The sequence below is a fragment of the Raoultella sp. T31 genome (assembly GCF_002806725.1).
In the GTDB taxonomy this organism is placed as follows: domain Bacteria; phylum Pseudomonadota; class Gammaproteobacteria; order Enterobacterales; family Enterobacteriaceae; genus Klebsiella; species Klebsiella electrica.
This window is the reverse complement of the sequence record NZ_PIBO01000015.1, coordinates 22,312-39,876: the sequence shown is the minus strand read 5'-3', so window position 1 is coordinate 39,876 and position 17,565 is coordinate 22,312. Positions and strand designations below refer to the sequence as shown.

Here is a 17,565-nt window from a genome sequence, read left to right as displayed (position 1 = left end):
TAATTTGGGCAGTTTATAAACAAACGCGCGGTAGTATAAAGGCAAGCCTGGTGCATTGATAGAGTCGAGCCGTAATGGCGGACAAGGAGATCGTAAGCATGGCTTTCAGCAACTGGCGAATCGGGATGCATATTCAGCAGGACGCGATAGTGCTGGTCGCACTGCGCTACGCGCGTTCCCGTTGGGCGTTATGCCGCTGGTGGGATATCGAACTGGCGCCCGGCATCGTGCGTCATGGCATGGTGGTTGACGTGGTTGCGCTGGCCGAACGGTTGCAGAACTGGCGGCGGGAGCTGCCTTTGCAGCATCAGGTCAGCATTGCGTTTCCGGCCAGCCGAACGCTACAAAAACAGCTACCGCGTCCGCAGCTGTCTCTCAGCGACAGGGAGCGGGCAACCTGGATAGCCAGCGTGATGGCGCAACAGCTGGAGATGCCCGCTGCCTCGCTATGCGTCGATTATTGCGCCGCGCCGGCAAAGAACGAGTGGCGGGTGACGGCGGCGCAGCGCCTGGATATCGACGTGCTACGCCAGCTCGCCGCCCGCCTGAAACTGCGCATCGCGGGAATTGTACCGGACGCCAGCGCACTGGCGGCATTTCTCCCCTGGCTACCCTCCGGTTCGCAAGGCCTGGCATGGCGCCACGATCCTCATTGGCTGTGGGCAACGCGGGAGGGCTGGGGCAGTTTGCCGTGCGCTGAAGCCTCTTCTTTTTCACAACTCTCCCTGCTGATCGATGGTCAATCACTCCAGCACTGCGCCACCCGTTCTGACGATGAGACCTCTTTTGACCCCTGGCGCGTGATTGATCGCCTGCAGCCTCCGCTGCCGGACTGCGGAGAGCGCTATGCCGTGGCGATTGGGCTGGCGTTAGGAGGGCGGTAACGATGACGACGGTGGTGAATTTTTTGCCATGGCGTGAAGCGCGTCGCCGCCAGCGGCTGCGTGTCACGCTGCTGTACGCGGCGGGGTTGCTATTGATCTTACTGACGGTTGCCCAGGTTCACCGGGCAGAACGTCATGCGGTTGAGGCGCTGGCTGCGGTGAGAGCCGCGGCTGAAAACCAGCTCAGTTCCGCGCTCCGGCAACGCGAAAACAGCATGCTGGAGCGGCAGCAGCAAGTACAGCGGCAGCGCCTGCGACAGCAAAGACGGGCATTAACCGAGGCCTGGCAACCCCGATTGCGGGCAATCGCCGCGCAGTTACCGGAGCAGGCCTGGTTAACCCGGCTGGAATACCAGCGCGATACCCTGATGTTAAGCGGTCTGGCGCTGAATCTTAACGCCGTGGCGGGGCTGGAAAAAGCGCTGAACGCGGTTGCCGGGTTCAAACCAGCCAGAGCCGGTGAAACGCGCCGCGGTGAACAGGGGCGCTGGCAGTTTCGCTTTTCTCTGAGCGGAGAGCACGCTGATGCAGGCACTCATTGAACGTGGAATGACGGCATTTTTTTCTCTGCGTGGCGGGTGGCTCGCGCTGCCGATTGTTCTGGGGCTGGTCGCGGTAATTTTTTTGCGGCTGCCGGCTTCGCCTCCACCGCCAGAAACCGACGGACATCTCCGTCTGCGCCAGCAGTGGCTTCGCTTAATGCCGCTGCGAACCGCCTTGCAAAATATCCCCCCGGATGAGCGAAAGCGATTGCTGTTCTCCCCGATTGCACTGCCGGTATCAGGTGCCATGCTGGTGACCTGGCGCCCGTTGGGGCGCGGTGGTGAGCTGCTGCTGGAGGCCAGCTGGCAGGCGGTCCCAGCGCTGTTTTCCTGGCTGGCGGAGTGTGGGATGCGCGTAACGGGTTTTTCGCTGCGACCGGAAAAAGAGGCGCTCCTGATGACGCTGCAGCTGGAGGCCGAAGATGTGGAGTAAGGGCGGGCGTCTGCTGTGGCTGCTTGCGCTCCCGCTTCCATTGTTGGCCGACGAGCGCGATCCGTTTCTGCCTGCGGAGGATCGCTGCCAGACGGCACAGCTGGCGCAATGGCGCTATGGTGGCGCGGTCGGTCATCCGCACTATTGGGTGGGCTATTTACTGGACCATCGCAGCCAATGGCGCCGGGTGCGACAAGATGACGTTTTGCCGGGGGGCTGGCGAATCCGTGTGCTGACGGCGGAGCGGGTTGAAATAACAACAGGGCCTGGATGCGAACCCGCGCATTGGGCATGGCTGCGCGAAAAAGGAGTAAAACATGATGCGATGGATAAGCCTGCTGTTTCTGCTGCTGCCAGCGATAGCGACGGCAAAAAATGAGAACCCCGTGTCGCTGGTGGTTGATGATGTGCCGGTTGCCCAGGTGCTGCAAACGCTGGCCGGGATGCAGCAAAAAAATTTGGTCGTGGCGCCTGACGTCAGCGGTACGGTGTCGCTTCATCTGAAAAACGTGCCCTGGCAGCAGGCATTGCGCGCGGTGATTGATAGCGCCGGGCTGATATCTAACCAGCAGGGCACGGTACTGTATGTGCATACTCTGGCCTGGCAAAATACGCGGCAGGCGCAACAAGAGGCGGCGCGCGCGAAGCAATTGCAGAATCTGCCTTTGCAGAGGCAGAGCGTGGTGCTGCAGCATGCCGATGCGAGCGAGCTGGTAAAGGCCGGGGATAAATTGCTCAGCACCCGGGGAAGCCTGACGGTGGATAAACGCACCAATCGCCTGTTCATTTACGACGATGCTTCACATCTGTCGGCGCTGGTGGCGTGGGCTCAGGAGATGGATCTGCCGGTCGGCCAGGTCGAGCTGGCGGCACATATCGTCTCGATGAGTGAAACCAGCCTGCGTGAGCTGGGGGTAAAATGGAGCATGGCCGAAGCCAGCAGCGCGCCGGGTTCCGGTAAGCTGACGACCTTAAGCAGCCATCAGGCGGTGAACGACGCCAGCACCCGCGTGGGGTTTAATATCGGCCGCCTGAGCGGGCGATTGCTGGAGCTGGAGCTTTCGGCGCTGGAACAAAAACAGCAGGTGGAAATCATCGCCAGCCCGCGTTTGCTGGCCTCTCATATGCAACCCGCCAGCATCAAACAGGGGAGTGAAATCCCCTATCAGGTCTCCAGCGGGGAAAGCGGCGCCACGGCGATTGAGTTTAAAGAGGCGGTACTGGGAATGGAGGTCACGCCAACGGTTCTGCAACAGAATCGCGTGCGCCTGAAACTGCGCATTACGGAGAATACGCCGGGTCAGGTTCTGAAACAGGAAAATGGCGAAGCGTTGGCTATCGATAAACAGGAAATTGAGACCCAGGTTGAAGTGAAAAGCGGCGAAACGCTGGCTCTGGGCGGAATATTTTCGCAAAAAAAGAAATCTGCCCGCGACAGCGTTCCGCTACTGGGTGATATCCCGCTGCTCGGTCAGCTGTTTCGTCGCGACGGTAAAGATAACGAACGGCGTGAACTGGTTGTCTTCATTACTCCACGAATTCTGGCAGTGCATTAAGCGGTTTTTCTTGCTAAACACGTTTCAGGTGTTTGACGTGAGGACGGATTTAGCATACAAGGGGTACCGATTTGAGAGTCGGGTTCGGCATCAATCCTCCCTTTTTGTCCGGTGATTTATCCACAAGATCATTCAGGATGCGTCGAGGCTACCCCCAGAAACATAGATAACTATGCAGCTGGAGGCGGATAAGTGCAGCCGACGGCGAGGTAGTTTGAATAATGACGAGTATATTCAGTTGCCAAACCTGCCTGAGTATTGAGATAATTTTTAGTCTGACTCTCGCTCTATTGCATATGAGGTTTCAGTTCATGTCCTGCTGCGCTGGGTATTCGCGAAGCGGGTTTACCATTAACGAATAGTCTTAGTAGTACCGAAAAAATGGCAGAGAAACGCAATATCTTTCTGGTTGGGCCTATGGGTGCCGGCAAAAGCACTATTGGGCGCCAGTTAGCCCAACAGCTCAATATGGAATTTTACGATTCTGATCAAGAGATTGAGAAACGCACTGGCGCAGATGTGGGCTGGGTTTTCGATGTCGAAGGTGAAGACGGCTTCCGCGACCGTGAAGAGAAGATCATCAATGAGTTGACGGAAAAACAGGGAATCGTGCTGGCGACTGGCGGCGGCTCTGTGAAATCCCGTGAAACGCGTAACCGTCTCTCCGCCCGCGGCGTGGTGGTGTACCTGGAAACCACGATCGAAAAGCAGCTTGCCCGTACGCAGCGTGATAAAAAGCGTCCTCTATTACAAGTTGAAGCGCCGCCTCGCGAAGTTCTTGAAGCGTTGGCCGACGAACGCAACCCACTGTATGAAGAGATTGCTGACGTCACTATCCGTACCGACGATCAGAGCGCAAAAGTAGTGGCAAACCAGATTATTCATATGCTGGAAAGCAATTGATTCTGGCTTAATAAAGAGCGTCAGAGTAAAAGCAACTGAGGTGGACGTCGCGTTATGGAGAGGCTTACTGTAACCCTCGGGGAACGTAGTTACCCGATTACCATCGCGGCTGGTTTGTTTAACGATCCAGCTTCCTTCCTGCCACTGAAATCAGGCGACCAGGTTATGCTGGTTACCAATGAAACGCTGGCGCCGCTTTATCTGGATAACGTTCGCTCTGTACTGGAGCAGGCGGGGGTTAAGGTCGATAGCGTCATTCTACCCGACGGCGAGCAGTACAAAAGCCTGACGGTAATGGACTCCGTCTTTACCGCTTTACTGCAAAAACCGCACGGTCGTGACACCACTCTGGTGGCGCTCGGCGGCGGCGTGGTCGGCGATTTAACCGGCTTTGCTGCGGCTAGCTATCAGCGCGGCGTGCGTTTTATCCAGATTCCCACCACTCTGCTGTCGCAGGTGGACTCTTCGGTCGGCGGCAAGACGGCCGTCAATCACCCTCTTGGTAAGAACATGATTGGTGCCTTCTGGCAGCCGGTTTCCGTGGTCGTCGATCTCAACTGTCTTAAGACGTTGCCGGCCCGTGAACTCTCTTCCGGACTGGCCGAAGTGATCAAATACGGCATTATCCTCGACGGTGAGTTTTTCAACTGGCTGGAAAGCAATATCGATGCGCTGATGGCGCTTGATGAGAAGGCGATGGCGTACTGTATTCGCCGTTGTTGTGAGCTGAAAGCCGAAGTTGTCGCTGCCGACGAGCGCGAAACCGGGTTACGTGCTTTACTCAATCTTGGACATACTTTTGGCCATGCTATTGAAGCCGAAATGGGCTACGGTAACTGGTTACACGGCGAGGCCGTTGCTGCCGGCATGGTGATGGCCGCGCATACGTCCGAGCGATTAGGTCAGTTCAGCGCACAGGATACACAGCGTATCGTGACGCTGCTGCAGCGTGCGGGCTTGCCGGTACGTGGGCCGCAGGAGATGACTGCGCAGGCGTATCTGCCCCACATGATGCGTGATAAAAAGGTGCTGGCAGGCGAAATGCGGCTGGTGCTACCGCTGGCAATAGGGAAAAGCGAAGTTCGCGGCGGAGTGTCGCATGATGTAGTTCTTGGCGCGATTGCTGATACTCAGTTAGCGCAACAATAAGAAGGTCTAGCCGCGTCCGCGCGGCGTTATCATTTCGGGTGACATGCAATAGTCGTGAGCATAAGCCTTTTAGTGGGGTGTTAAATGGATGAATTAAAACCAGAAGACGATCTGAAAGCCGATCGCAGCGATCGTCGTACTGGTCGTTCCCGTCAATCTTCCGAGCGCGATAGCGATCCGCAGATCAATTTTGATGATGTCGATCTTGATGCGGACGACAGCCGTCCGACGCGCGCCAGCAAAGCACGCCGTGAGCGCGATGAAGAAGAGTATGAAGCGGACGTAGAGTCTGAAGACGAGTCCGAAGAGCAGCCGGTTGAGCGTCGCCCGCGCAAGCGCAAGAAAGCGCCCGCGAAGCCAGCCTCCCGCCAGTATATTATGATGGGGGTGGGGATTCTCGTGCTGCTGCTGCTGATCGTTGGCATTGGCTCTGCGCTGAAGTCGCCATCCTCTTCCAGTGAACAAACCGCGTCAGGCGAGAAGAGCATTAATCTGTCAGGCGATCAGTCTGACAATGGACAGTCTGGTAATGGCCAGCCTACCGCTCAGGGCCAGACAGCGGCGAACAACCCGCAGCAGGATGTTTCTCTGCCGCCGATCGCGTCTAACCCGACTCAGGGCCAGACTGCCGCCGAGCCGCAGGGACAGCAGCGTGTTGAGGTTCAGGGCGATCTGAATAATGCCTTGACTCAGCAGCAGGGCCAGATTGACAGCGCCGTTGCGAACTCCACGCTGCCGACTGAACCGGCGACCGTTGCTCCTGTTCGTAATGGCACCGCTCCACGCCAGGCAACAACGGAACATCAGACTGCCGCCGCTCAGCGTCCGGTAGAGCGCAAGCATACGGTGATTGAGCCGAAACCGGTGGCGAAAGCGCCAGTTGAAGCGAAACCGGTCCAGTCTAAGCGTGTCGAAAGCACCGCAGCAGCCGCGCCGGTGAAAGCGCCTGTCGCTCAGCCGGAAAAACCGGTTGCCACCGCACAGACGACGAAGCCGACGACAACCGCGACCGCACCTGCGGCTACCGCTGCGGCGACGGCGGCGACTGCCGGGGGTAAAACCGCGGGCGATGTCAGCTCGATGAAATCGGCGCCGGCGGGTAACTACACTCTGCAACTCAGCAGCTCCTCCAACTACAACAACCTGAATAGCTGGGCGAAGAAAGAGAAGCTGGATAAATATGTCGTCTACGAGACTACGCGTAACGGTCAGCCATGGTATGTACTGGTCAGCGGTATCTATGCTTCGAAAGATGAAGCGAAGCGTGCTGTCGCCACTCTGCCAGCGGATGTGCAGGCGAAAAACCCGTGGGCGAAACCGCTGCATCAGGTGCAGGCCGATCTGAAGTAAGTGCGGTGTAGTCTTAAGCGCAGGATGCTGTCGGAGCTTTCTCCACAGCCGGAGAATGTGGTAATTAGTTAGGCAGCATGTGAAAAAGAATCGCGCTTTTCTGAAATGGGCAGGGGGGAAATACCCCCTGCTTGACGATATTAAAAAACATTTGCCGCAAGGCGATTGTCTGATTGAGCCCTTTGTTGGCGCAGGGTCGGTATTTCTTAATACCGACTTTTCTCGTTATATTCTGGCGGACATCAACAGCGACCTGATCGGTCTTTACAACATCGTTAAATTGCAGACGGATGAGTACGTTGCGGCGGCGCGTGACATGTTTACGCCCGAGAATAACGCGGCAGAGCCGTACTACCAGTTCCGTACTGAATTTAACGAAAGCCAGGATCCGCTGCGGCGTGCGGTGCTGTTCCTGTATCTGAACCGCCATGGTTACAATGGCCTGTGTCGCTATAATCTGCGCGGCGAATTTAACGTCCCGTTTGGCCGTTATAAGAAGCCCTACTTCCCGGAAGATGAGCTGTATCATTTTGCCCAAAAGGCGCAGAATGCGTACTTCTATTGCGAATCGTATGCCGACAGCATGGCGCGCGCGGACGGTTCTTCAGTGGTCTATTGCGATCCCCCGTATGCGCCATTGTCGTCTACCGCCAATTTTACGGCCTATCATACGAACAGCTTTAACGCTGAGCAGCAGGCCCATCTGGCGCAGCTGGCGGAGAACTTGCTGGAGCAGCGGGTTCCGGTTCTGATTTCCAACCACGATACGGCGCTAACGCGCGAATGGTATCGTCAGGCTAAACTGCATGTCGTCAAAGTGCGACGCAGTATCAGCAGCAACGGTGGTACACGAAAGAAGGTGGACGAGCTTCTGGCTCTTTACCGTCCGCCCAAGACTAAATAATTTCAAGGAGATGCGGATGAAGCAGTATTTGATTGCCCCTTCGATTCTGTCGGCTGATTTTGCCCGCCTGGGTGAAGATACCGCCAAAGCGCTGGCTGCAGGTGCGGACGTTGTGCACTTTGACGTGATGGACAACCACTACGTGCCGAATCTGACCATCGGCCCTATGGTGCTGAAAGCACTACGCAACTACGGCATCACCGCCCCGATCGACGTGCACCTGATGGTGAAACCGGTCGACCGCATCATCCCTGATTTCGCCGCGGCGGGTGCCAGCATCATCACCTTCCACCCCGAAGCCTCTGAGCACGTCGATCGCAGCCTGCAGCTTATCAAAGAACATGGCTGTAAAGCCGGCCTGGTGTTTAACCCGGCCACGTCGCTGAGCTACCTTGATTATGTGATGGATAAGCTGGACGTGATCCTGCTGATGTCCGTTAACCCGGGTTTCGGCGGCCAGTCGTTTATCCCCCAGACTCTGGATAAACTGCGTGAAGTGCGGCAGCGCATCGATGCGTCGGGTTATGACATTCGTCTGGAAGTCGACGGCGGCGTGAAGGTCAGCAACATTGCGGATATTGCGGCGGCAGGCGCGGATATGTTTGTTGCCGGTTCGGCGATTTTCGATCGTCCGGACTACAAGGAGGTTATTGATCAAATGCGTAGTGAATTAGCAAAGGTTAGTCATGGATAAATTACACTCTGTTCGCGGTGTCGCCTTTGACCTTGACGGCACGCTGGTCGACAGCGCGCCGGGTTTGACGGCTGCGGTTGATAGCGCGCTCTATGCGCTGGAGCTGCCGATGGCGGGCGAGGCGCGCGTCGTCACCTGGATCGGTAACGGGGCGGATGTTCTGATGGAGCGGGCCCTGAGCTGGGCGCGTCAGGAGCGCGCAACTCAGCGTGCCGCGATGGGGAAACCTTCCGTCGATCATGACGATATTCCTCAGGCAGAGCAGCTAATGGTGCTGCGCAAGCTGTTCGATCGCTACTATGCTGAAGCGGCGGAAGAGGGCAGTTTTCTGTTCCCGGCGGTGGATGATACGCTCGGCGCACTGCATGCGAAAGGCCTGCCGCTGGCGCTGGTGACCAACAAGCCGACGCCGTTCGTTGCGCCAATTCTCGAAGCGTTGGATATCGCGAAATATTTTACGGTCGTCATCGGCGGTGATGATGTGAAGAATAAAAAACCCCATCCGGATCCGCTGCTGCTTGTGGCGCAGAAGCTGGGGCTGGCGCCTGCTGAGCTGCTGTTCGTTGGTGATTCACGTAATGATATCCAGGCGGCTAAAGCCGCTGGCTGCAGCTCTATCGGGCTGACCTACGGGTATAACTACGGCGAGTCGATTGCGCTCAGCGAACCGGACTACATCTTCGACCAATTTAATGAACTCTTGCCCGCACTCGGGCTACCGTACAGTGAAACTCAGGAATTGAAAAATGACTAAGCCCATCGTTTTTAGTGGCGCACAGCCCTCAGGTGAATTGACCATTGGCAACTATATGGGGGCGTTGCGTCAGTGGGTGAGCATGCAGGATGATTATCACTGCATCTACTGCATCGTGGATTTGCATGCCATCACCGCGCGTCAGGATCCTGAGAAACTGCGTAAAGCGACGCTGGATACTCTGGCGCTTTACCTGGCATGTGGTATCGATCCTGAGAAAAGCACCATCTTCGTTCAGTCGCACGTGCCGGAGCACGCGCAGCTGGGCTGGGCGCTGAACTGCTACACCTATTTCGGTGAACTGAGCCGTATGACTCAGTTCAAAGACAAGTCGGCGCGCTATTCGGAAAACATTAACGCCGGTCTGTTTGACTATCCGGTGCTGATGGCGGCGGACATTCTGCTGTATCAGACCAACCAGGTTCCGGTCGGCGAAGATCAGAAACAGCACCTCGAGTTGAGCCGCGATATCGCGCAGCGCTTCAACGCCCTTTACGGTGAAGTGTTTAAAGTGCCTGAGCCGTTTATTCCTAAATCCGGCGCCCGCGTGATGTCCCTGCTTGAGCCGACCAAGAAAATGTCCAAGTCAGACGACAACCGCAATAACGTGATCGGCCTGCTGGAAGACCCGAAATCGGTGGTGAAGAAGATCAAGCGTGCAATGACCGACGGTGACGAGCCGCCTGTTGTTCGCTATGACCAGCAGAATAAAGCTGGCGTTTCCAACCTGCTGGATATCCTCTCGGGCGTTACCGGGCAGAGTATTCCGCAGCTGGAGCAGCATTTCGAAGGCAAAATGTATGGTCACCTGAAAGGCGAAGTCGCCGATGCGGTATCCGGTATGCTGCTGGAGCTGCAGGAGCGCTATAACCGCTTCCGTAACGACGAAGCGCTCCTCAATCAGGTGATGAGAGACGGGGCTGAAAAAGCCAGCGCGCGCGCGTCGCAAACGCTGAAAGCGGTCTATGAAGCCATTGGTTTTGTGGCTAAGCCGTAAGCGATAGCCGGGCGAGAAACAGCAAAGGGGCGGATAAATTCCGCCCCTTTGTTTTATGTGCGATAGATGTTTACCGCTCAGTTTCGCCGCGTCCGCGAGCCTGAGCCGGGTTGAGTATCAGTGGTGTGAGAACCAGTTCAGCTTGTCGCGCAGGCTGACTACGCGACCAACGATAATCAGCGCCGGACTGGCCATTTGCTGCGCCAGAATATCCAGCTGATCTAAGGTGCCGGAGACCACTCTTTGGCTGACCGCTGTGCCGTTCTCAACGATAGCCGCAGGCATATCCGCCGCCATGCCGTGAGCAATCAGGTTCTCTCTGATAGCTGAGGCCTGGTTCAACCCCATGTAAAACACCAGCGTCTGTTTCTCTACCGCCAGGTTTTGCCAATCCAGCTCGCCGCCAGTCTTCAGATGGCCGGTGATCAGGCGGACCCCCTGGGCGAAATCGCGATGGGTCAACGGGATACCAGAATAGGCGGAACAACCTGAAGCCGCGGTAATGCCTGGCACCACCGAGAAGGGGATTCCGGCGTGGCACAGGGTTTCCAGCTCTTCGCCGCCACGGCCAAAAATAAAGGGATCGCCGCCTTTCAGACGCACCACGCGACGTCCGTTCTGCGCCTCGCGCAGCAGGATCTGGTTAATCTCTTCCTGCGGCACGCAGTGATAGCCCGCGCGTTTGCCGACGAAAATCCGATCGGCGTCGCGACGTACCAGATTCATAATGTCGTCGGAGACCAGACGGTCATACACCACGACATCAGCCTGCTGAATCTGCTGGAGCCCTTTGAGGGTCAGCAGCCCGGCATCGCCGGGGCCGGCACCGACCAGCACCACTTCGCCGCGATGATCCAGCGGCTCCGTCAGCAGTTGCTCGGTAGTATCGGCAACGGCCTGGCGGTCTTCATTGGCCAGCGATTGCGCCAGACGGTCGTTGACGAACAGCTTTTCCCAGAAACGTCGGCGTTCGCCGACCGTCGCAAACTGTTTTTTCACCCGCGAACGCAGCTGGCCGGCATAGCGGGCCAGCTGGCCTAAATGGAGCGGCAGAATCGACTCCAGCTTTTCGCGCAGCAGACGCGCCAGTACCGGTGAGGTACCGCCAGAGGAGACGGCGACCATCAGCGGCGAGCGGTCAATGATCGACGGCATAATAAAGCTGGCCTGCTGCGGCGCATCCACCACGTTACAGAATATCCGCCGCGCCTCGGCGGCGTCGCTGACCTGCTGATTGACATCCTCATCGTCGGTGGCAGCGATGGCCAGCCAGCAGGGGTCGAGAAGCGCCGGGTTAAACGGCGCTTGCACCAGGGTCAGCATCTGCGAATCAGCCCACACATGGAACTGCGGCGAAAACGTCAGCGCGTTGACCGTGACTCTGGCGCCGGCATCAAGCAGCAGGCGCGCCTTGCGTTCGGCAACATCACCGCCGCCGACCAGTAAGCAGTCGCGATCGCGCAGCTGACAGAAAATAGGTAAGTGATCCACGGAACATCCTCGCAGCAAAGCAGTGGGAGAGGGTAAGCGGTCGTAGCATAGCAGCAGAGGGAGGGCACAATATACGATTTTTCGGGCACCTACCGCTTAGTTGGCATAAGAAGAAAATATGGCTCCCGCCGGGGCGCGGCGGGAACCTCAGGGCATCATGCCTTCAGCTGAACGTTGCCGTCTTTTACGCGCGAGTCAAAATGCGCTATGGAGTGGCTTTCATCTTCCATGCACAGGCCGTCGCGCAGACGGAATCGCTGTTTCTTCAATGGGCTGGCGACCCACAGTTCACCCTCATGTTCGGCAATGATGCCTCGCGACAGCACGCTGGCATTGAAGAACGGGTCGATATTGCTGATCGCATAGACCCGATCGTCGTGGTAAGGCCGGAACAGGGCGACCTGTTGTTGGCCCAGCAGCGCGCAGACGCCGGTTGCAGGCAGAATATCGTCAATCTTGCAGATGTTTACCCACTGGCTCATGCGTTTTCCTCCACCAGAGTGACCGGGATACGCTCATACGGCGTTGCCGGGCGGTGCTGCTCGCGTTCCGGGACGACCTGTACATTCGGGTCGCGCTGGTTGCTGTTGATAAAGTGTTTGAAACGGGTTTGCGCCGCCGGATTGTTGACCGTCTCGGTCCACTCGCAGGCGACAGCGTCACGCAGACGCGCCAGCTCTGCTTCCAGGTGGGCGTTCAGACCCAGCTTGTCGTCGATAATGACGCTCTTCAGATAATCGATGCCGCCTTCCATGTTGTCTAACCACGGCGCGGTACGCGTCAGCTTATCGGCGGTGCGGATATAGAACATCATAAAGCGATCGAGGTAGCTGAGCAGCGTTTCGCGGTCAAGATCGGCGGCCAACAGGTCGGCGTGGCGCGGCTTCATCCCGCCGTTGCCGCAGACATATAAATTCCAGCCCTTCTCGGTGGCGATAATCCCCACGTCTTTACCCTGTGCTTCCGCACATTCGCGGGTGCAGCCGGAGACGCCAAACTTTATTTTGTGCGGCGTGCGGATGCCTTTGTAGCGGTTTTCCAGCTCGACACCGAAGCCTACGCTGTCGCCGACGCCGTAGCGGCACCAGGTGCTGCCGACGCAGGTTTTCGCCATACGCAGCGCTTTGGCATAGGCGTGGCCGGTTTCGAAGCCCGCTTCAATCAGCTGACGCCAGATCTCCGGCAGGTCGTCTTTTTGCGCGCCGAACAGGCCGATACGCTGGGAACCGGTGATTTTGGTGTAGAGATTGTATTCGCGCGCGATACGCCCCACGGCCACCAGGCCTTCCGGCGTAATTTCGCCGCCGGCGGAGCGCGGGATAACCGAATAGGTCCCGTCTTTCTGGATGTTGGCGAGGAAGTTATCGTTCGTATCCTGCAGCGGAGTATGCTGAGGCTTGAGGATGTACTCATTCCAGCAGGAGGCCAACAGAGAGCCGACGGTCGGCTTACACACTTCGCAGCCGTAGCCTTTTCCGTGTTTCGCCAGCAGCTCTTCGAAGGTTTTAATGCCTTCTACGCGAATCAGGTGGAACAGCTCCTGGCGGGAGTAGGCAAAGTGTTCGCACAGATTGTGGCTCACTTCGATCCCCTGTTTCGCCAGTTCGGCGTTCAGCACCTGGGTCACCAGTGGAATGCAGCCGCCGCAGCCGGTACCGGCTTTGGTTTCAGCTTTCAGCGCGGCGACGGTATGGCAGCCTTTGTTGATGGCGGAAATCAGCATCCCTTTGGTCACGTCGAAGCAGGAACAGATTTGCGCGCTGTCCGGCAGTTTATCGACGCCGATTGACGGCTTACCGCTGCCAGCGTGCGCTGGCAGAATCAGCGAGTCCGGGTTTTCCGGTAGTTCAATACCGTTGAGCACCAGCTGCAGCAGATTGCCGTAATCGCTGGTGTCTCCGACCAGCACCGCGCCAAGCAGCGCTTTATTGTCTTCGCTGACGATCAGTCGTTTATAGACTTCTTTGCTTTCATCAAGATAGACGTAGCTGCGGGCGCCAGGCGTGCGGCCATGCGCATCGCCGATGCCGCCCACGTCAACGCCAAGCAGCTTCAGTTTGGCGCTGAGATCGGCCCCGATAAAGCCGTTGTCGTTGCCGAGGAGATGGTCGACGGTCACCTGGGCCATTTTATAACCCGGCGCCACCAGACCGTAGACACGGTTGTTCCAGCTGGCGCATTCGCCGATAGCATAGATATCCGGGTCGGAGGTCTGGCAGGTGTCATTGATCACGATACCGCCGCGCTGCGCCACGGCCAGGCCGCACTGGGTCGCCAGCTTGTCGCGTGGACGAATACCGGTAGAGAAGACGATAAAATCGACCTGCAGCTCGCTGCCATCAGCAAACTGCATGGTTTTCCGGGCGTCGTTGCCCTGCTGGATAATCTCTTTGGTATTTTTGCTGGTATGGACCTTCACGCCCATACTTTCTATTTTACGCTTGAGTTGCTCGCCGCCCATACTATCGAGCTGCTCGGCCATCAGCATAGGCGCAAATTCGATGACGTGAGTTTCCACGCCGAGGTTCTTCAGCGCGCCGGCGGCTTCGAGACCCAACAGACCGCCGCCGACGACGGCGCCGCGTTTGCTGCGACGCGCGCAGGATTCAATTGCGTTCAGATCTTCAATGGTGCGGTAAACAAAGCAGTCCTGAGTTTCCGCGCCTTTGATCGGCGGGATCCACGGATAGGAGCCCGTCGCCATCACCAGCTTATCGTAAAACACGGTGCGTCCCGCGCTGGAGTGAATCACTTTCTCCTGGCGGTTAATGGTAATCGCGCGTTCACCGATCAGGACCTTAACGCCATGTTTCTCGTAAAAACCTTCACGGACCAGCGAGAGTTCTTCGGCGGTGTGGTGGGAGAAGTAAGACGACAGGTGGACGCGGTCGTAAGCGATACGGGGTTCTTCACAGAACACGGTAATGTCGAACTGTCCGGCAGGCGCCTTATCAAGAAGCTCTTCGATAAAGCGATGGCCAACCATGCCGTTACCGATAATAGCGATTCTGACTTTGCTCATTTTGGCCTCGATTTCTTTTCTATTACCGCCTACCTTAACGATTCAGCCAGGACACTTATTGATACAAATCAAGATCGCCAGCGCCTACCACTTAATGGGTATGATTATGATTTTCCTGGATTTTTATAAGTTATGGAAAACTCAGGCTTTTCCTTTCTGTTGCTTTTGTGTACAAAATGGACGCGGGAGAATGTTCATGGGTTGGGCGAAAAATCGGCACTATTCACGGGAGTCATCAAGATGACAGCAGTTCCGCTTTGGTTGATTGAGAACGTACGTTTGCCTGACCGCGAAGGGCTCTGGCAGATAGCGATAGACAGAGGCTGCTTCGGTGATATCACCCCGATGGGCGGTGCCAGCAGCGAAAGTTATGAGGTGCTCAACGCCCGCGGTGGGCTGGCGATTCCGCCATTTATTGAACCGCATATCCATCTCGATACCACCCAAACTGCCGGCGAGCCAAACTGGAATCAGTCCGGGACGCTGTTTGAGGGAATTGAGCGCTGGGCGGAACGTAAGGCGCTGTTGAGTCACGAAGATGTGAAGGCCCGGGCATGGAAGACCCTGAAGTGGCAAATCGCCAACGGGATTCAGTTTGTCCGCACGCACGTTGACGTGTCTGACCCGACGCTGACGGCATTAAAGGCGATGCTGGAGGTGAAGCAGGAGGTCGCGCCGTGGGTAGATTTGCAGATAGTCGCCTTCCCCCAGGAGGGGATTTTATCTTACCCCAATGGTGAGGCCTTGCTGGAGGAGGCCCTGCGGCTCGGGGCCGATGTGGTCGGCGCCATTCCGCACTTTGAGTTTACCCGTGAGTATGGCGTGGAATCGCTGCATATCGCCTTCCGTCTGGCGCAGCAGTATCAGCGCCCGCTGGATATTCACTGCGATGAAATCGACGACGAGCAGTCGCGGTTTGTCGAAACGGTGGCGGCTCTGGCGTTGAAAGAGGGTATTGGCCCGCGGGTTACGGCCAGCCATACCACCGCGATGCACTCCTATAACGGCGCCTATACTTCGCGGTTGTTCCGGTTACTGAAGCTCTCGGGAATCAACTTTGTCGCCAACCCGCTGGTGAATATTCACCTCCAGGGGCGCTTTGACGACTATCCAAAGCGCCGCGGCATTACCCGGGTGAAGGAGTTGATGGCGGCGGGCATTAACGTTTGTTTCGGCCACGATGATGTTTTCGACCCGTGGTACCCGCTGGGTACCGGCAATATGCTGCAGGTGCTGCATATGGGGTTGCATGTTTGTCAGTTGATGGGCTACCAGCAGATTAACGATGGCCTGAAGCTGATTACCGACAACAGCGCCCGTACCTTTGGTCTGCACGATTACGGCATTGCGCCGGGCAACCCTGCGAATCTGGTTATTCTGCCGGCGGAGAATGGCTTTGAAGCGGTTCGCTGCCAGGTGCCGGTGCGCTGGTCGATTCGCCAGGGACGGGTCATTGCCACAACGCAACTGGCGCAGACCTGGATTCAGACCGACAGAGGGGGAGAGGAGCTGTGCTTTAGCCGAAACGGCCCCTTCACTGAGGCAAAGGGGCCAACAAAGGCTTAGTGGGAGGCCGTTGCCGCGTTGTGCTGGCGGTGGCGGGAGACGAAGCCAAGGATTAAACACATCACAAAGACCACGGCGTAGAGGCCGTTAGCGGTGTGCAGCGCTGCCAGCGGGCCGCTGGCAGCCACAATCGGACCGGTTACCACGAAGGTCAGCATGGTGCCGATGGTGCCGCAGGTCAGTACAAAGTTCACCAGTTTCGGCGACGCGACTTTGGTTTGTAGCGAACCCAGCGTGATAAGCGAGGTGTAAATCGCGCTGGAGAAGAAGCCGAGGGTCAGAATAAACCACGGCATATGTTCCGGCGAACCGTTGATGAACAGGTACATCAGTACGGTGGCGAGACCCGCCAGGATGGTCAGGATGCGCTGCAGGTCGAAGAAGCGCAGGATGAAGCTGAATGACCACATGCCAATCATGTACGACATCCAGAAATCGCTCACCAGCTTACCGCCATCGGCGAGGCTCATGCCCAGGGTCTTGGCATATTCCGGTACCCAGGAGATAAAGCCCAGCTGACCGAGGATATAGCACAGCGCCGCAATCGCGAGGAACAGCACGCCGATGCCCCACTTTTCTTTCACGACCGGCTGGCTGTTGTGCTGCGCTTTTTGGCCGAGGATCGGGAACTCACAGCCGAAGGTCAGAATAAAGATGGCCACATAGACCAGACCAATGCAGGCATAAACCCAGTACCACTCGATGCTGCGGGCCAACAGGAATGCGGCGACCATCGGGAAGATCATTCCCGCCATGCTGAAGAAGGAGTCGGTAAACAGCAGACGCGCGCCACGCTGGCGGCCTTCATACATATGGGTGATCAGGAAGGTCCCGATCGACATGGTAATCCCGCTGACCAGCCCCAGAACGAACATGGACGCGGAAAACAGAGCCAGGCTGTGGCTAAACATCAGCCCGGCAACGGCCAGGACCATCAGAATAAAGCCAAAACGCAGTTGGGTTTTCAGCGGCACAATTTCCATCAGCCAGGCATTCAGGAAGATAGAGATCAGGATACCGGCGTTGAGGAAGGTAAAGGTGTTACTCATACTGGAGACGGGCAGATGGAAATAATCGGCGATATTTCCCATCACCATTCCGGTGACGATCACCAGCGCGCCGGTGAGGGCGTAGGAAAAGAAGCTGATCCATGTGAGCTTGATACGATTGCTGTTAGTCATGACTGGCCTGTGAATAGGAATGTAAAGCGCATTGACTGCGCCAGGGCGGACAGATTTTATTCATTCGAGTGATGTAAGCAAACGTTTATTATGCAATGAAATACTTTTTGCATTAATTAATGTGATGCAGATCGCTTTT

At 56.9% G+C, this 17,565-nt stretch carries 17 protein-coding genes; 13 read left to right on the top strand and 4 right to left on the bottom strand.

Annotated elements, in window-relative coordinates; all coding sequences use genetic code 11:
- Nucleotides 1-98: 98 nt before the first annotated feature.
- The 12 genes from CWM52_RS12640 to trpS all read left to right on the top strand — a co-directional run bounded on the left by CWM52_RS12640 (nucleotide 99) and on the right by trpS (nucleotide 10,166).
- Nucleotides 99-884 carry a pilus assembly protein gene (locus CWM52_RS12640; RefSeq protein ID WP_100684433.1) on the top strand — a complete coding sequence of 262 codons (786 nt, stop codon included), beginning with the start codon at nucleotides 99-101 and terminating at the stop codon, nucleotides 882-884.
- A gap of 2 nt (nucleotides 885-886) precedes the next feature.
- Complete coding sequence (locus CWM52_RS12635) at nucleotides 887-1,426, top strand: PilN domain-containing protein (RefSeq protein WP_100684432.1); 540 nt, start codon at nucleotides 887-889, stop codon at nucleotides 1,424-1,426.
- Nucleotides 1,410-1,859, top strand: coding sequence for a hypothetical protein (locus CWM52_RS12630; RefSeq protein ID WP_100684431.1), 450 nt, complete (start codon nucleotides 1,410-1,412; stop codon nucleotides 1,857-1,859). Before CWM52_RS12635 ends, CWM52_RS12630 begins: the two co-directional genes overlap by 17 nt.
- Nucleotides 1,849-2,238, top strand: coding sequence for a HofP DNA utilization family protein (locus CWM52_RS12625; protein ID WP_100684430.1), 390 nt, complete (start codon nucleotides 1,849-1,851; stop codon nucleotides 2,236-2,238). The genes CWM52_RS12630 and CWM52_RS12625 overlap by 11 nt, the downstream gene beginning before the upstream one ends.
- A complete protein-coding gene (gene hofQ, locus CWM52_RS12620; protein WP_100684429.1) occupies nucleotides 2,177-3,415 on the top strand; it encodes a DNA uptake porin HofQ in 1,239 nt (412 codons plus the stop codon). The genes CWM52_RS12625 and hofQ overlap by 62 nt, the downstream gene beginning before the upstream one ends.
- 381 nt (nucleotides 3,416-3,796) lie before the next feature.
- On the top strand, nucleotides 3,797-4,318 hold the full coding sequence (gene aroK / locus CWM52_RS12605; protein ID WP_004868452.1) for a shikimate kinase AroK: 522 nt from the start codon (nucleotides 3,797-3,799) through the stop codon (nucleotides 4,316-4,318).
- A gap of 54 nt (nucleotides 4,319-4,372) precedes the next feature.
- Nucleotides 4,373-5,467 (top strand): 3-dehydroquinate synthase, encoded by a 1,095-nt coding sequence (aroB, locus tag CWM52_RS12600; RefSeq protein ID WP_100684428.1) that lies wholly within the window; start codon nucleotides 4,373-4,375, stop codon nucleotides 5,465-5,467.
- An 84-nt stretch (nucleotides 5,468-5,551) separates the two neighbouring features.
- Nucleotides 5,552-6,817 carry a cell division protein DamX gene (gene damX, locus CWM52_RS12595; RefSeq protein ID WP_100684427.1) on the top strand — a complete coding sequence of 422 codons (1,266 nt, stop codon included), beginning with the start codon at nucleotides 5,552-5,554 and terminating at the stop codon, nucleotides 6,815-6,817.
- A gap of 79 nt (nucleotides 6,818-6,896) precedes the next feature.
- Complete coding sequence (dam, locus tag CWM52_RS12590) at nucleotides 6,897-7,721, top strand: adenine-specific DNA-methyltransferase (RefSeq protein WP_100684426.1); 825 nt, start codon at nucleotides 6,897-6,899, stop codon at nucleotides 7,719-7,721.
- Between the two features lie 16 nt (nucleotides 7,722-7,737).
- A complete protein-coding gene (gene rpe, locus CWM52_RS12585) occupies nucleotides 7,738-8,415 on the top strand; it encodes a ribulose-phosphate 3-epimerase (RefSeq protein WP_100684425.1) in 678 nt (225 codons plus the stop codon).
- Nucleotides 8,408-9,169: a phosphoglycolate phosphatase gene (gene gph / locus CWM52_RS12580; protein ID WP_100684424.1), complete on the top strand. Its 762-nt coding sequence runs from the start codon at nucleotides 8,408-8,410 to the stop codon at nucleotides 9,167-9,169. The genes rpe and gph overlap by 8 nt, the downstream gene beginning before the upstream one ends.
- Nucleotides 9,162-10,166 (top strand): tryptophan--tRNA ligase, encoded by a 1,005-nt coding sequence (gene trpS, locus CWM52_RS12575; protein WP_100684423.1) that lies wholly within the window; start codon nucleotides 9,162-9,164, stop codon nucleotides 10,164-10,166. Before gph ends, trpS begins: the two co-directional genes overlap by 8 nt.
- 117 nt (nucleotides 10,167-10,283) lie before the next feature.
- Here the strand turns inward: trpS and cysG are convergent, their stop codons facing one another.
- The 3 genes from cysG to nirB form a co-directional block, all read right to left on the bottom strand.
- Nucleotides 10,284-11,657, bottom strand: a complete 1,374-nt coding sequence (gene cysG, locus CWM52_RS12570; RefSeq protein ID WP_100684422.1) for a siroheme synthase CysG — start codon at nucleotides 11,655-11,657, stop codon at nucleotides 10,284-10,286.
- Between the two features lie 155 nt (nucleotides 11,658-11,812).
- The gene (gene nirD, locus CWM52_RS12565) at nucleotides 11,813-12,139 is read right to left on the bottom strand and encodes a nitrite reductase small subunit NirD (RefSeq protein WP_100684421.1); all 327 of its coding nucleotides are present in this window, start codon (nucleotides 12,137-12,139) and stop codon (nucleotides 11,813-11,815) included.
- The gene (gene nirB, locus CWM52_RS12560; protein WP_100684420.1) at nucleotides 12,136-14,679 is read right to left on the bottom strand and encodes a nitrite reductase large subunit NirB; all 2,544 of its coding nucleotides are present in this window, start codon (nucleotides 14,677-14,679) and stop codon (nucleotides 12,136-12,138) included. The genes nirD and nirB overlap by 4 nt, the downstream gene beginning before the upstream one ends.
- Nucleotides 14,680-14,919: 240 nt before the next feature.
- On the opposite strand from nirB, the gene CWM52_RS12550 reads away from it, so the two are divergent.
- Entirely contained in the window at nucleotides 14,920-16,245 is a 1,326-nt protein-coding gene (locus CWM52_RS12550; protein ID WP_100684418.1) for a cytosine deaminase, read from the top strand.
- Here CWM52_RS12550 and tsgA read toward each other — a convergent pair.
- On the bottom strand, nucleotides 16,242-17,426 hold the full coding sequence (gene tsgA, locus CWM52_RS12545; protein ID WP_100684417.1) for an MFS transporter TsgA: 1,185 nt from the start codon (nucleotides 17,424-17,426) through the stop codon (nucleotides 16,242-16,244). The genes CWM52_RS12550 and tsgA overlap by 4 nt on opposite strands.
- Between the last annotated feature and the right edge of the window lie 139 nt (nucleotides 17,427-17,565).